This window comes from Nocardia sp. NPDC059154, assembly GCF_042755705.1.
Classification (GTDB): Bacteria; Actinomycetota; Actinomycetes; order Mycobacteriales; family Mycobacteriaceae; genus Nocardia.
Window position 1 is genome coordinate 1 of sequence record NZ_JBHZCS010000131.1, and the last position, 13,678, is coordinate 13,678.

Here is a 13,678-nt window from a genome sequence, read left to right on the forward strand (position 1 = left end):
CGGCAAGGAGGCCGAAGTCGTGGACGGGATTGAACGACAGCCTGGCATCGCTGGGCTTTGGGAGCCGCGGGCCGGCCCCTTCGCGCGCAACGTGTCGTTCGTCGCGTAATCATCAGGGCGGTTGCCCGATTGCGTGCACCGGGTCGTGGATGTCAAATCCGAGCCGTAGTAGATGTGTTCGGCAAGATCGAGATTGGAGATTCCAATGTGCGCTTGGGATTTCGACTCGGCACACTACTACACTTTTACTAGTGAGAGATCCTGGAAAAACGGTGGCGTATTTGTCCACCACTCGTTTTGGGCTTGCAATAACGATCTATGGTCATGTCCGTCGATCGCATATCTTGAGGAGTGTTAATGAGCAATACCGACACCGCCCGGCGAAGGGCGCTGACAGCCGGGGCGATCGGCAACTTTGTGGAATGGTATGACTTTTCCTTATACGGCTTCTTCGCGACTACGATCGCGCACTCGTTCTTTCCTAAATCCGATCCGACAGCCGCACTCTTGTCCACGTTCGCAATTTTCGGAATCAGCCTTCTGGTTCGCCCCTTGGGGGCGGTCGCGTTCGGACATTTGGCTGACAAGATCGGCCGGCGCCCCGCACTCACACTGTCGGTTGTGTTGATGAGCGCGGCTACGGTAGCAATAGGGGTCCTGCCAGGCTACGCAGATATTGGTATTGCAGCGGCCGTATTGCTCTTCATATGTCGGTTGGTGCAGGGCTTCTCCGCCGGCGGTGAATACTCCGGCTCGGCCGCTTTCGTTATCGAACATGCACCGCCGGGTCGACGTGGTCGATACGCGTCTTTCGTCGCGGTATCGGTTTTCGCCGGGGGCATATTCGCCGTTCTGGTAGCGATGCTTACGACATCGGCGACAACTCCCGAACAATTGGCAACATGGGGATGGCGGCTTCCCTTCTTCGTGGCAGCGCCACTCGCGGTGGTCGGCCTGTACTTGCGACTGCGGGTGGACGAGTCACCGGTATTCGAGGCTCTGCGCAGTGAGGGAAAGGTCCAATCGGCGCCGATCCTGCACGCCCTGAAGGTGGCGAAGAAGCCCATGTTGATCCTGATGGGCTGGGCCATGGCCAACGCGGTCGCGACCTACCTTGTGATGGGGTTCCTCGTCTCGTACCTAACCGTGACGGCGCACTTCAGCAGTACGGGTTCGCTGCTGGTGCTGCTGGTAGCCTATTGCGTCTCAACCGTGGGTAGCCTCGGGGCCGGACAAGCCATAGACGTGGTGGGACGAAAGCTCGTCGCGGTGACGTCTATGCTTGGTTTGGGTGTTCTCGCTATCCCGACGTTTATGATCATTCACCACGCCTCAGTGCTGGGGGCCTGCCTGATTATCGCGGTTTTCGCACTTCTGCTGAGCTCTGCCGGCACGACGACTGCGCTCGCCCTCGCCGAGTTGTTCCCTGCGAGCGTGAGGTCCTCGGCCAGTGGTCTGGCTTATAACGTCTCCTACGGTTTGTTCGGCGGGTTCGCTCCATATGTCGCGACCTGGCTCGTCGGTCGAGGTTATCCCGCGGCCCCTGGCTATTGTCTTGCTGTTCTCTGCGCGATCGCAACACTGGCGGCCGCGGTAGGGATCGGCAATCGACCGCAACGAAAGCCGGGCCATGACGTGATCGAAGTGCCGAGCAGTACCCCGCAGCGGCAGACCGCGTGAGTAAACTAACCGGGGCCCCTGCTCGGGCAACTGAGTAGGGGCGGTGTCGTGCTAGTCGGGGATGCGTGCGACACGCCCCCGCGTTGGCGGTCGGTACGGTAGCGCCGCCGAGGACAGGCTACGCTACATCGCGCATGAACCAAGTGGTGGCAAGCTCGGCAAGTTCCGCATAACGATAACTGCGCCGAGGAGGCCCTCTGTGGCGGGCGCACGGCCTAGCGGTTGGCGGCCCAACACAGTCCGGAACTCTCGGCGCCGCGCAATCGGGGTGGTCACGTATCGACCCTCGACTCTTGGTGTGCGACGACCCAGGCCGCAATCTGCGTCCGGGAGGTAAAGTCCAGTTTGACCAGGATATGCTCGACGTGCCCCTGCGCCGTGCGAGGTGAGATCACCAGGCGATCGGCGATCGCCTGATTGGTCAGACCTTCGGCGATCAGAGCAGCAACCTGGCGCTCCCTCTTTGTCAGTCGTGTAGGCGCGTGCGTGTCAGGCACGACAGTACTTGGCGACTTCTCGTAAAGGGCGTATGCGATCGCAGCATCGGAGCTTAGACGCCGGCCTGTTTGGTGTGCCTTTTCGAATTCCTTATCTCCAAGTTGCCGACGACCTTCGCTTTCGCAGTTCTGGTGGAAGACGCGGAGAGTGGAAAATATGATCGAGGTACTGTCCATCGGGCTCGCGAGTTCAGCGGCGGCTCCCAGGAGCGTTGCAGCCCTGAGTGGATCCTGCCGCTCGCACGCAATCCAGGCCAGTGCCTCCAGACAAGCTGCAGCGATGCGAGCGTGCCGGTTCAACTTGAGTGATTGCTCGAGAAGCCGGACGGCATGTTCTGCCTGGCCTTGTCGCCACACGACAATAGCCATTGCCCACAGTGAGTACGACCGGTATATTTTCTCCTTCTCCGTAACTGCGAGAACTCGCTCATGGTACTCGATTGACTTTTCTGTTAGTCCACAGAGTCCGTAGGAAAGGACAAGCGCGTACTCAACACTGATTTCCAGTGTGCGTTCCCCACTTTGACGGAATTCTGCAAGGGCGGCTTCGAGAAAAGGGCATGCGCGTGAGAGATCACCGCTGTAGAGAGCAAGCATACCTTCCCCGCAGTCGGCGAGGGCATGCACCATGCGGTCATTCAATGGCGTGCTAAGTGTGCGTCCCTCCTCGACCAACAGCTCCGCGCTTCGCAGGTCCCCCTGTGCGGCGGCCATCACGCTTGCGAAATACAGTGCTTTTGCCCGCTCGGGGGTTGAGGGGCCGCTCCCGCAGGCGAGGAGGCGGTCGAGCCAGCGCCGACACTCGTTATAGAGGCCCTGAAAAAGCCAATACCAGTAAAGCGCGTTGGCGATGCGAAGGCCGGCGGAGATATCGTCGTCGACGCAGAATTCGAGCGCCTCACGGAGATTCGTCTGTTCCCGCTTCAGTCGGGCGATCCAGTAAGACTGGCGGGCGCCGATCCACTCTGCCTCCGCACCGAGCGCTAACGCCTTATAGAAGTCGCGGTGGCGGCGGCGCACTGCGATGTTCTCACGAGTCTGCGCAAGTTTCTCCTGTCCGTAATCCCGGAGTGTGTCTAACATCCGGAATCGCACCACCGCACCGGACTCCTCCCGAATCAGGATTGACTTGTCCACCAGAGAGGTCACTGCGTCGAGCAAGTCGCCCCGGCTGAGATAAATATCGCATACTTGTTCTGCCGCTTCGAGATCGAAACTTCCCGCGAACACCGTTAACCAGCCCCACACCAGTTGTTCTTCGATGGTGCACAACTCGAAGCTCCAGTCGACGCATAACCGGAGAGTCTGCTGCCGTGTCGGCGCATCGCGGCTGGCGCGGGTCAGTAAAGCAAATCGGTCAGTCAGCCGCTGCAGGACCTGCTCGGGTGACATCGCCCGCAACCTTGCCGCGGCCAATTCGATTGGTAACGGCAGCCCGTCGAGGCGGCGACAGATCCCTGCTACTGCTGCTGCGTTGTCCTCGGTGAGCTCGAAACCAGGGACAGCGGCCATGCCGCGTTCGACGAACAAAGCCACCGCGTCGAATCTGCGCAAACCCCGCAACGAGCGCTGCTGCTCATGATTGGGGACAGCTAGGGGGCGAACGTGAAGCACGGCCTCTCCTCCGATGGCCAGTGGTGTGCGACTGGTGGCCAAAATCCGCAACCGGCGACAAGCTCGCAGCAGAGTCTCGGCGATTTTCGCTACTGCTTCCACGACCTGTTCGCAGTTATCGAGCACCAGCAAAAGCTCTCGCGGCGCCAACGCCTCGACCAGAACTTCAAGCAGCGGCCGGGCCGAATCCGCCCGTACCCGCACCGCGGACGTCACCGCTTCGACCACTGATGACATGTCGCGCAGGTCACCCATCTCGACCAGACGTACATCGTCGGGGTACTCGCGTTGTACAGCCGCTGCGACCTGCAAAGCCAGCCGCGTCTTACCGACGCCACCGATCCCCGTCAACGTCACTAGCCGCGAGCCGGCCAGCAGGTTTTTCGCCTCGGTTATTTCATGCTGGCGACCGACGAAACTGGTCAGCTCCGAGGGGAGACTTCCTGTCACGGCCAGCGTGGCGCGGGAACCCCTCGGCCGCCGTCTACCGTCCGATTCCTGCTCGCGATCACCAATGTCCGTATCCACCACAGCGCCGGGTTCGACAGGCAACGCCATCTCGTCGACCGGAAAGCCGTGGTTACGTTGCAGCTCTCGTAGTATGTCCCCGAAGTCAGCGGCAGTGGCCGGTCGCCCATCAGCGGTACGGGACATTGCCAGCGCGATCGCGTCTGACACATCATCAGGGATGCCATGGTCGCGAAGGTCGGGCACTGCTTGTGCGGTAATCCGCAAGAACTGCGCGACCACCTGTTCACCGCTGCGGCGTTCGAACGCGGCATGCCCAGTTAAGGCGGTGAAGATTGTGGCGCCCAGACTGTAAATGTCGGCTGCGGGGCTCGGCGGGTCACCGCCGAGGACCTCCGGCGCGGTATAGGCCGGTGAGCCGGTAAGGGCTCCTGTGGTGGTCTCGAAGCCACCGGCGATGTGCGCGATGCCGAAATCGGCTAGCTCAGGCTCACCGTATTCGGTGAGTAGAATGTTTGCCGGTTTGACATCGCGATGCAGAATACCGAGCCGATGCGCCGTCTCAACAGCGCCGGCGATCTTCACACCTAGGCGCAGCGCCTGTCCCAATGGCACTGGACCGCGGCGGCGGACCTGCGCATCGAGGGAATCCTGCGGATGGTACGGCATCACGATAAAGGGAAGGCCACTGTTGGTTGTGCCGACCTGCAGAATGTTGACGATGTTTGGATGCCCCGTTAGCCGGCCCATGGCCCGCTGTTCGCGGAAAAAGCGGGACGTGTTCTCCTCGTCCAGGTCGACGGTGAGAACTTTGACGGCCACCACACGGTCCAGCTCCACTTGGGTGCAGCGGAAGACGACCCCGAAGCCGCCGCGCCCGATCTCCTCCGCGTGGTCGAAACCAACACCTCCTAGCTCCGCAGTCAGGGAAGGAGGATACCGCTGAGTGTCGAACGGATTGCCGTCACCCATCAAAATAATCTTCTAACTCCGTCGCTCTTTGATTCCCGCGCTGGTTCCGACGGCTTGACCAGCACATGCTCAGGCCTTGGCTCTCCCTTCGACGCTTTCTTCTCTACGATAACGCTGCCAACCTCTATGTCGTATATTCGCCGACATCATGGGTCCATTAACGTTTGTTGCAGGTGAGAGTCGACACCGGCGCGAGACTTTGACCGGCAACCCCCAAGTTGGACTGCAGCGGTGGCCCGTAGGCACTGTGATGTCGAGGCCGGAACCGCAGTGAGTGGGCCGCCAACAACACGGTGGCAGAGGTGATGCTCCGCCCATACCCGCCACTTGATGCACGATGACGGATCCCCGTCTATTCGGGGCAGGCCAGTTCGAGCAGGCCTTCCGTACCGGTCGGCCGCGGCGCCCGCTCCCGGGCTTCCGATCCTGGCGCCCAGTCCGTATTGGAACAACAGCCACGCTTGCGCGGCGGCGCCAAGGGCACGCAAGACGGGAGCCGCATAGGTGTAGAGGACGATGCTGACTGCCAAGCCGGCGAGCGGCGGCACGCTCGCGACTCAGGAACGGCGTGCGACGGCGAGCCGGGCGCAAAGGACACGCGGGCCGCCGACGACCACGGTTAAGGCGCAGGCGCGCTGTCGAGCCTGGATCAGGGCGGCGGCTGCGGTGGGTGTGAAGGCGGCCAGGGTGTGGAGGGTCATCAGCAGTGGAGGGGCGAGCGCCGAGCTGAGGTTCGCTGAGGCCAGCACCAGCAGGGCTGTCATCAGCACGATATGACGTGGCACCCACGCAGTTGCCGTCGCCGGCACGGGCGAGAGCAGGGCACATACGATGGCGAACGCGGTTGCGGACTGTTCGGCCGTTCATTGCGAGACTTGCGGCGATGGGCGATGGCCGGCGGGAAGCCCGCGACGAACTAGGCATCGGTGCTCACGGCTAAGGTGCCCAGGGCCAGGACGGCTGTCGCGCCGGGGGCGTGCGCACCGATGGTCTGGTGTGTGGCCAGGAGCCGGTGGCGACTCGTTACTGCTTTCCGGGGGCCTTCGACATCCCCCGCTTCCTCCATGCGGCTGTGGGTGCGGAGAATCCTTGAGCATGCTTTCCCCATGTGAGATAGTCTCGTCCGCGGAGGATGCGAGGCACCTCCGCGTATACGCTCAAAAGAACCGACGGTATTGGTGCGTCAGTCCTTCAATTAGTCTTCGTCATCGAACAATGGGCGGATTCCGTGTGCAGCCATGATGTGGTCGTTGCTGGTACCCGCGGCGACCATGGGCCAGACCAAGGCATCGTCACTGACGATGAAATCGATCACGACCGGTCTGTCGTTGATAGCCCGTGCTTGAGTGATCACTCGGTCGACATCCTCTGGGCAATCACAGCGAAGCCCGACGCATCCAAGTGCTTCTGCAACCTTGACGAAGTCGGGGATTCTGCGTGAATGTGTGGCCAGGTCGACGCTTGAATAGCGTTCCCCATAAAATAGGGTCTGAAGTTGTTTGACCATCCCGAGATTTCCATTGTTAATCAAAGCCACTTTGATCGGAATGCCCTCTATCGCTGCGGTAGCAAGCTCCTGATTAGTCATCTGGAAGCATCCGTCCCCATCGATTGCCCAAACTTCACGATCGGGGGCTCCGAGTTTTGCGCCGATCGCGGCGGGGATTGCATATCCCATCGTCCCCAGGCCGCCGGAATTCAGCCACGTTCGGGGGTAGTCGAAGGTGAGGAAGTGCGCCGCCCACATCTGATGTTGACCGACTCCCGAAACGTAGATGGCGTCCGCGCGCGCCGCCCTTCCGACCGCTTCGATGACGAACTGCGGTGACAGTGTTCCGTTTGTGGGCGTGGAGCAGGTCACCGGGTACTGGTCGCGGATCTGGTCTAAGCTCGTACGCCAATCGGTCAAGTCCGGCGCTATTGGCGACTTCCCGAACTCAAGGCGTAGGGCTGTGAGCAGCTCGGTGAGGACCCGCCGGCAGTCACCGACGATGGGGATATCGGCTCGCCGGTTCTTGCCGATCTCGGCAGCGTCAATGTCGGCATGGATCACCTTCGCGTGTGGAGCGAACGAGTCGAGTTGGCCGGTAACGCGGTCGTCGAACCGTGCGCCAAGAGCGATAAGCAGGTCACTTTTCTGCATTGCGGCGACAGCGGCGACTGTGCCGTGCATTCCCGGCATACCGTAGTGCAAGGGATGGCTGTCCGGAAATGCACCACGTGCCATGAGCGTGGTAACCACGGGGATACCAGTGAGTTCGACAAATTCAAGCAATTCGGTGGAAGCGTCCGCTTTGATGACACCGCCGCCGACATACAGCACTGGTGCCAACGAGGCCACGATGAGTTCGGCTGCAGCCCGGATCTGTTTGTTTCGCGGCTTTGTGATCGGCTGGTACCCCGGCAGCCTTAGTTTCGGCGGCCAGGAGAAGACCGTCTGGGCCTGCAACACGTTCTTTGGTATGTCGACGAGGACCGCGCCAGGTCGGCCGCTGGAGGCGATGTGAAACGCCTCGGCGATAATCCGGGGGATGTCGGCGGCATCGGTCACCAGGAAATTGTGCTTTGTGACCGGCATCGTAATCCCGGAGATGTCGGCCTCCTGGAACGCGTCGGTGCCAACCAGGCTCGAATGGACTTGGCCAGTGATAGCGACCACCGAAACCGAGTCCATCTGTGCGTCGGCGAGCGGCGTCACGAGATTGGTCGCACCGGGTCCAGAGGTAGCCATACAGACACCGACCTGCCCGGTGGCCTGTGCGTATCCCGTGGCTGCGTGGCCGCCGCCTTGTTCGTGCCGGACTAGAATGTGCCGCACGCGGGTCGATTCGAGCATGGGGTCATACACAGGGAGAATCGCTCCACCCGGGATGCCGAAGACGTACTCGACACCGAGTTCTTCGAGTGTGCGGACCACCGATTGCGCACCAGTTACTCGTTCCCGAAAGGCATAGGAATGATTTTCCTCTGGCTTCCGGCCGGCTGACCGAATCGAGACGACATGGGTGGGCGACGTATTCACTGGTGCTATTCCCTCTTATCCTGTTGACACTTACTAATGAGCTGGCTGGCCCCGGTCTTGCCCCACACGGGGGACGGTGTCGAATGCCTGGCGGTTGAGGTTTCTCACGTCAGCTTCTCAATCTTTTTCGTGCAGAACTCGGTCAGCTGCTGCTGCATCTCCGGCGTGAGCCGGTGGTCACGAACGGGGCGAAGGGCGGCAAGAACGCGGCGATAGAACAGCGAGGGGCTGATGCCGAACTGCGGCAGGATGAACTCCTCACCGCCGCCGTACGGTGCCCAGCGGGCGGCGAAGAGGAGCAATTCCTGTTCATGCTTGTTCAACGGTTCACTCTGCAGCTTCTGATAAGGGGCGCTGGTCATCGTGGTTCCCCGCCCCAGAAGAGGTCCTCAGCCCGACGCTTGACAGGCGTAAAGCGTTGGGCAGCATCGGTCCCGTCAGCGATGTGGTGGCCGGTGACCTTGAGCTGACTGGTGATGGTCCCTTCGGGGACGTTCCTGGTGGGCGTGGGCAACGGCACTGTGACGCCGGTGAACGTGGTTGTCATGTCGTCATCCTTTGAGGTTGTTCAGCCAGGTCCGGGTGATCCAGACGATGGTGCAGGTGCAGGTGCAAGTGCCGATGCTGAGGCAGCCGTAGACGTCGCCGACGAAGTCGGCCCATCCGAACTGGTGATATCGGGGAGGCCGGCACGTGCTTGACGCTCGTTGGACGGAGAGGATGTGGGGTGCCTGCCGGTGACGGTCGGCCAGCGGTGCTACGCCGTTGGAGGGGAAGCCTGGTCCAGGACCCTCGACCGGCTCTCTCGCAACACGACCGAACTGGTTGTGTATACGGGGTCTCGAACCGGAGCGACATCACGATCGCCGTATATGGGTTGGGGCCCATCTACCTTGGGCGTTGCCGTTCGGCCATCGTTGGGTGAGCCGTTGTTCACGCGCATGGTGTGCAGAACGCTCACTAGTTGAGCATTGGGTTACACTTTCCGCAATGCTGGACGCAGAACTTGAGCATTCTGCGAAACATCGTCCGCGAGCTCTACTTGGAGGTTGGCAAAATGCCCACGAAGACCATCGTCGATTCGATCGACGCCAAAATCCTTATCGCCTTGGCAGAGGAACCCCGGGCGACCGTCATTGCGTTGGCAGACAAGACCGGGTTGTCCCGCAACACAGTCCAGGCCAGGCTTGGCAAGCTCGAGAGGCAGGATGTGCTGCACTCGTTCGAGCGCTGCATCGATCCGGGCTGCCTCGGATATCCGCTGACAGCGTTCATTCTCACCAGTGTCACCCAGCGCAAACTCACGCAGATCGCCAAGGACCTCGACGAAGTCGCGGAAGTGGTCGAGGTGCACGGGCTCAGTGGCGTGACCGACCTACTGGTTCATGTCGTCGCCCGCGATGCCGACGACCTATACCGTATTGCAGGCCGGATCCTTGATATCAATGGCGTCGAAAAGACCACAACCGCGCTCGTGATGCGCAAGCTGGTCGACCATCGCCTCACGCCGCTTCTGCGGCGGCTCGTCTAGGGAAGGCTCCCGTAACGGCTTTCGAGCATGAAGTGATTCAGCATTCTAGCCCTGCTTCTGAAGCGCAAGCGCTTCTGTCGGCGAACGTCTCGACTCTTCCCCTCCACGCCGGCTTGGTCTATTGTATACGATAGGCGGCCGGAGGGGTCTCTGACTTCACGGCGTCAACAGGCCATTCGATGACGACAAGGACCGATATGCAAGCCTCTTCTCTCAGTTCGATCGCAGCACTAGTAGAAGCGATGCATGACAAGAAGGCTCAGGATCAGGTGCGATTGCACCGTCGAGAACTGCATCAGATCCCGGAGATTGCATATCGTGAGTATCGGACAGCCGAGTATGTTGAACGGTGTCTTCAGGGGCTCGGTCTTGATGTTACGAGACCCACTGAGACCAGCGTGCTGGGAACTCTTCGCACTGGTCGCGTGGGCCCCACGCTCGTGATCCGGGCGGATATGGATGCCCTGCCGATATCCGAGGACACCGGCTTGCCTTATGCTTCTGCTAATGGGCATATGCACGCGTGCGGGCATGACGGTCATATGGCTAGCGTCCTCACGGTGGCCGAGATAATAAGCAAATGTGCGGACGAGTTCCACGGAGAGTTCCGGTTCCTGTTCCAGCACGCCGAGGAGCCGTTGCCCAGCGGGGCGCCGGATATCGTCGCCGCAGGGGTGCTGTCAGGTGCCGATATGGTGGTTGGTCACCATCTCTCCACGCCTCTGCAGCTCGGAGTGGTGAGCGCCGCCCGGGGGCCACTGATGGCGGCATGTGATTATTTCGAGATCACGGTCGTCGGTGGTGGCGGGCATGGAGCTATGCCTCATCAATCGACGGATCCTATCTCGATCGGCTCGCAGATCGTGGGAAACCTGCAACACATCGTCGCGAGAGAGGTCAGCGCACTTGACTCGGCTGTCCTCTCGGTCACTGGATTCGATGGCGGTACTGAGTACAACGTCTGTCCATCCACTGTGGTACTGCGCGGGACGATCCGGTCGTTTGACGACGATGTCCGGGGTCTTTTGGCCAGACGTTTGGAGGAGATCGCTGTCGGAATCGCGAAGGCGCACCGAGCCGAGGCTCAGGTCAAAATGATCTACGGATCCCCGCCTGTGAACAACGACGACCATCTGGCCGATATAGTTGCGCAGGCGCTCACCGACCTCCAACTCGAAACACCTGCGGAAGGCCGTCGGAAGTCGACTGGGGGAGAGGACTTTGCGTGGTATCAGCGTGAAGTTCCCGGTGTGTTTTTTCTGGTTGGGGCGACAGCGTCCGGCGCAGACGTAGTACCGCACCATCATCCCAAATTCGACTTCGATGAACGCGCCATGGACAACGCCGTCAAGCTGTTCATCTACTTCGTTCAGTCGACGATGCGTAGGTCACCTATTGAAGCTGGTGCCTCGGCGTAAGCTTTGCATGCTGTGTGTAGTGTTCTGCGCCTGAAATCCGTTGGCTATCTGCCTCTCGACGAACTACCCTCCCGCCAGCAAAGTACAAGGGTACATGCATGCTGTCATGGCAATACATGCCGGACGGGGTCGGACCCGACCGGCAGGCCGAATGAAGGCGAACCACGGAGAACCGGTGGACAACATGCAGCGATGGGGCTATGAACTCTGCTTCCAGCTCCGCGCGGGCGAGGTGTACGACCGGATCGCCAAGCGGCTCCGCGTCGAGCTGTACCCGCCGATCGAGCTCGAGGCGCGGATCGCGGGCCTCGCCGTCCCACTCGATCTGATCGCCAGCGCCGAGAACGCCCTCGGCGCGATCCGCGACACCCAGGGCAGCGAGGTCGTCGAGCAGATGCTGATCGAGGCAGATGCTGATCGAGATCGTCGAGGAATGGATGACCGGGGTGACCATCTTTCGGGTCTGCAGCGAGGAAGGCGGCCTGATGTGGATGCTGCGCTCGGCCATCGTCTCGGCGGCGCGGGCGACCGAGGACCTCGAGCGTCTCGAGGGCATCATCCTCGCCGGCCAGGACGACGAGGACGACACGGACTAGCAAGCCAGCAGGGCCCGGGGGTTCCGGACCGTGCCCCTTGAACGCCGAAGGGCCGGTGGGACGGGGCGCACGCGCGCTCAATCGGAATCCCGCCGGCCGGACCGACTACTCACGAACGGAGTACACAGCGATGGTAGACCCGGCCGGCGATGCCGCACCGGCCGCGAACGGCCTAACGACGGCCGAGATCGCCGAGCGCTACGGCCGTGCGCTGAATACCGTGCAGAAGCATTGGGTGACCAACGCGCGCTGGCCGGCCGCTCTGTCGACCAGGCGCGGGAATTGGAAGCTCTACGACGCGGCGGCCGTCGACGAGATCGTTCGTGCACTGTTCGTGCCCGAGGCGCCCGAGCCGGTCGGCGACCCTGAGGACTTGCTGACTCAGAGCGAGGTCGCCGCGTACCTGGGCATCGCGACGGGCACGCTGCGCGGCTATATCTCTCGCGGCCAGTACGTCGCCCCGGACGAGACCAGGGGCGTCAAACGGTGGTACCGGCGGACCGTCGACGCGAACCGGCCCCAGCGTCGACCGGCCATCAAACGTGCGGATCCGTCCCCGGATCGCCCGGCACAGTAAGCCTGAAGCTCGCTTACCGAACGAGACCCGGACCGCGTGCGTCGGTCCGGGACTCGTTCAGGGGTAATCGCCCTCACTGGGTGCACCAGTTTGGTTGACGAGAAATTGTCAAAACCTGTGGTTCGGCAGGATTCAGGCGACCTCCGTCCGGGCGGTGTCGGCTGGGCCGGTTGACGGCGGCGGGGTGATGTCGCGGGCGCGTTCGAGCAGCTTGCCCTTGTGGAACAGGGCGCCGTTGCGGACGAGGGCGACGAGTTCGGGGGCGTTGACCTTGCGCCAGCGGGTCTGCGCTGCCTCGATCAGCTTGTAGGCCATGGCGATTCCCGCCGCGCGGGAGCCCGGCCCCTTGGTGACCTTGGTTCGCAGCCGGACCGAAGCGAAGGTGGACTCGATCGGGTTGGTCGTGCGCCGATGGATCCAGTGCTCGGTCGGATATCTGTAGAATTCCAGCAACATGGCGGCGTCGTCCGTGATCTTGGCAACCGCCTTGGGATATTTTGCGCCGTAATCGATTTCGAACGCTTTGATCGCGATCTGGGCGTGGTCAATGTCCTGTGCGTTGTAGATTTCCTTCATGGCCGCGAGCGCGCTGGGTTGGGTCGTCCGTTGTCGATCGTGCTGACCGGGGGAAACATCAATGACTGCACCGTGTTCACCCGGGTGCTCGCCGGGATTCGGATGCCGCGTCCGGGCGGCGGTCGGCCCTGGACCCGGCCGCGGCGGGTGCTGGCCGACAAGGGCTACTCGACCGCGGCGATCCGTGCTCACCTGCGGGTGCGCGGGATCGCGGCGACCATCCCCGAACGGTCTGATCAGCAGGCCAATCGACGCCGCAGGGGCCGGGCGGGTGGACGTCCGCCGACCTTCTGTCCGCGAATCTATTGCCGCCGCAACGTCGTTGAACGTTGCTTCAACCGGCTCAAACAATACCGTGCCATCGCCACCCGCTACGACAAGACGGCAACCTCCTACCGCGGGATGCTCGACCTGGCCACCCTGCTCATATGGCTTTGAGGACAGGCCCTAGCTTGACTCTGTCGGTGATCTTGGGATTTGCCGCATGTCGAGGATGATGGGCTGCCACACTGCTGGGCGCGAAGCTCTGCTGCGTCCCCTCGAAGGATCAAGTGAATGTCACTCGGACCCGGACCGGCCAAGACGGTTCCGCCGCTGACGGTGCGGGTGGCCCGCGCCAGTAATCCCCACGGCACCACGGCGATGTGGATACGCGACCGGCTCGAAAGCCTGTGGAGCAATGAGGATTTCGCCGACTGGTATCCGCGCGATGGGCGGCCCGGTCTGT

12 protein-coding genes and 1 pseudogene are annotated in these 13,678 nt (G+C 61.7%); 6 read left to right on the forward strand and 7 right to left on the reverse strand.

The window, feature by feature from the left end; genetic code table 11:
* The first annotated feature begins 357 nt into the window (after window positions 1-357).
* Window positions 358-1,680, forward strand: coding sequence for an MFS transporter (locus ACFXN1_RS49845; RefSeq protein WP_379464088.1), 1,323 nt, complete (start codon window positions 358-360; stop codon window positions 1,678-1,680).
* A gap of 272 nt (window positions 1,681-1,952) precedes the next feature.
* On the opposite strand, the gene ACFXN1_RS49850 is transcribed toward ACFXN1_RS49845, so the two are convergent.
* The 5 genes from ACFXN1_RS49850 to ACFXN1_RS49870 all read right to left on the reverse strand — a co-directional run bounded on the left by ACFXN1_RS49850 (window position 1,953) and on the right by ACFXN1_RS49870 (window position 8,800).
* A complete protein-coding gene (locus ACFXN1_RS49850) occupies window positions 1,953-5,231 on the reverse strand; it encodes a protein kinase (protein ID WP_379445960.1) in 3,279 nt (1,092 codons plus the stop codon).
* Between the two features lie 557 nt (window positions 5,232-5,788).
* Entirely contained in the window at window positions 5,789-6,016 is a 228-nt protein-coding gene (locus ACFXN1_RS49855) for a hypothetical protein (RefSeq protein WP_379445959.1), read from the reverse strand.
* Window positions 6,017-6,426: 410 nt separating this feature from the next.
* Window positions 6,427-8,223 carry an acetolactate synthase large subunit gene (locus ACFXN1_RS49860; protein ID WP_379445964.1) on the reverse strand — a complete coding sequence of 599 codons (1,797 nt, stop codon included), beginning with the start codon at window positions 8,221-8,223 and terminating at the stop codon, window positions 6,427-6,429.
* A gap of 134 nt (window positions 8,224-8,357) precedes the next feature.
* Entirely contained in the window at window positions 8,358-8,615 is a 258-nt protein-coding gene (locus ACFXN1_RS49865; protein WP_379445958.1) for a hypothetical protein, read from the reverse strand.
* Window positions 8,612-8,800, reverse strand: coding sequence for a hypothetical protein (locus ACFXN1_RS49870; protein ID WP_379445956.1), 189 nt, complete (start codon window positions 8,798-8,800; stop codon window positions 8,612-8,614). The genes ACFXN1_RS49865 and ACFXN1_RS49870 overlap by 4 nt, the downstream gene beginning before the upstream one ends.
* 510 nt (window positions 8,801-9,310) lie before the next feature.
* Here ACFXN1_RS49870 and ACFXN1_RS49875 point away from each other — a divergent pair.
* Together ACFXN1_RS49875 and ACFXN1_RS49880 are read left to right on the forward strand one after the other, a co-directional pair.
* Window positions 9,311-9,784 carry an Lrp/AsnC family transcriptional regulator gene (locus ACFXN1_RS49875; protein ID WP_379445955.1) on the forward strand — a complete coding sequence of 158 codons (474 nt, stop codon included), beginning with the start codon at window positions 9,311-9,313 and terminating at the stop codon, window positions 9,782-9,784.
* A gap of 179 nt (window positions 9,785-9,963) precedes the next feature.
* On the forward strand, window positions 9,964-11,202 hold the full coding sequence (locus ACFXN1_RS49880) for a M20 family metallopeptidase (RefSeq protein ID WP_379445954.1): 1,239 nt from the start codon (window positions 9,964-9,966) through the stop codon (window positions 11,200-11,202).
* On the opposite strand, the gene ACFXN1_RS49885 is transcribed toward ACFXN1_RS49880, so the two are convergent.
* The gene (locus ACFXN1_RS49885; RefSeq protein WP_379445953.1) at window positions 11,177-11,656 is read right to left on the reverse strand and encodes a hypothetical protein; all 480 of its coding nucleotides are present in this window, start codon (window positions 11,654-11,656) and stop codon (window positions 11,177-11,179) included. The genes ACFXN1_RS49880 and ACFXN1_RS49885 overlap by 26 nt on opposite strands.
* Between ACFXN1_RS49885 and ACFXN1_RS49890 the strand changes: the two genes are divergently transcribed.
* On the forward strand, window positions 11,649-11,798 hold the full coding sequence (locus tag ACFXN1_RS49890) for a hypothetical protein (RefSeq protein WP_379445951.1): 150 nt from the start codon (window positions 11,649-11,651) through the stop codon (window positions 11,796-11,798). The two genes, ACFXN1_RS49885 and ACFXN1_RS49890, sit on opposite strands and share 8 nt — an antisense overlap.
* Window positions 11,799-11,928: 130 nt before the next feature.
* Window positions 11,929-12,375: a hypothetical protein gene (locus tag ACFXN1_RS49895; RefSeq protein WP_379445950.1), complete on the forward strand. Its 447-nt coding sequence runs from the start codon at window positions 11,929-11,931 to the stop codon at window positions 12,373-12,375.
* A 132-nt stretch (window positions 12,376-12,507) separates the two neighbouring features.
* On the opposite strand, the pseudogene ACFXN1_RS49900 reads toward ACFXN1_RS49895, so the two are convergent.
* A pseudogene (locus ACFXN1_RS49900) lies at window positions 12,508-12,981 on the reverse strand (transposase); the annotation flags it as partial.
* Between ACFXN1_RS49900 and ACFXN1_RS49905 the strand changes: the two are divergent.
* Complete coding sequence (locus ACFXN1_RS49905; protein ID WP_379445962.1) at window positions 12,916-13,389, forward strand: IS5 family transposase; 474 nt, start codon at window positions 12,916-12,918, stop codon at window positions 13,387-13,389. The pseudogene ACFXN1_RS49900 and the gene ACFXN1_RS49905 sit on opposite strands and share 66 nt — an antisense overlap.
* Window positions 13,390-13,678: the final 289 nt, after the last annotated feature.